General features: G+C 65.9%; 1 pseudogene. It reads left to right on the forward strand.

The annotated features are described in order from the left end of the window. Window positions 1–888: pseudogene (locus QCE62_RS35060) on the forward strand (hemagglutinin); the annotation flags it as partial.

Consider the following 888-nt stretch of genomic DNA (forward strand, 5'->3'; position numbering starts at 1 on the left):
CGCAACAGCGGCACGATGATGGCGGGCGGCACGCTCACCACGCACTCGAATACCCTGACCAACACCGGGGTGATCGTCGGCGGAAGTGTTTCGCTCAATGCGAATGGCGCACTCCTCAATCTCGGGCCGACGGCACTCATCGGCGCGACCGATAGCGATGGCACGCTCGAACTGCTCGCCACCGATATCGACAATCGCGACGACACCACCGCGACCGATACGCAGGCGAGCACCGCGATCTATGGCTTGGGCAAGGTCGTGCTTGCGGGCGGCAAGGACGCGGACGGCAACTATACGAACGCGAACCTGATCCGCAATCAGTCGGCGCTGATCGAGTCGGCGGGCGACATGGCGCTCCATGCCGCTCAGGTGACGAACACGCGCACCTCGATGACCACGACCGGCTTGAATCAACCGCTCGACCCCGCGTTGATGGAGCAGCTCGGCATCAGCATGTCGGGCTGCACCGCCTGGTACGCCGCCGCCTGCTCCGGTCAAAACGTGCCGTGGGGCGCGCCGCCCGATCCGAACGCCATCGGCGGCGCGTACATTGAACCGCCGCACGGCGGCCAGTGGAACAGCGGGTATCAGTACACGACCTACACGGGCGTCGCGCTCGCCAACCTGATCGCGTCGATCAGCCCGCAGGCGCAGATCATCGCCGGCGGCAGTCTCGACGCGTCGCACGTCGGCCTGTTGCAGAACTTCTGGAGCGCGGTCGCGGCGGCCGGCGACATCGCGGCGCCGGCAACGCTCGATCAGAACAGCTGGCGCGGACAAAGCGCGCCCGTCGTGCAGGTGACGTACTCGGGCTATTACCACTACAACAACTACGACGACTCGGAACACAACTGGACGCTGCCGTTCGGCGATGCGCCGTTTGTCGGC

The organism is Caballeronia sp. LZ033 (assembly GCF_031451265.1).
Taxonomy (GTDB): domain Bacteria; phylum Pseudomonadota; class Gammaproteobacteria; order Burkholderiales; family Burkholderiaceae; genus Caballeronia.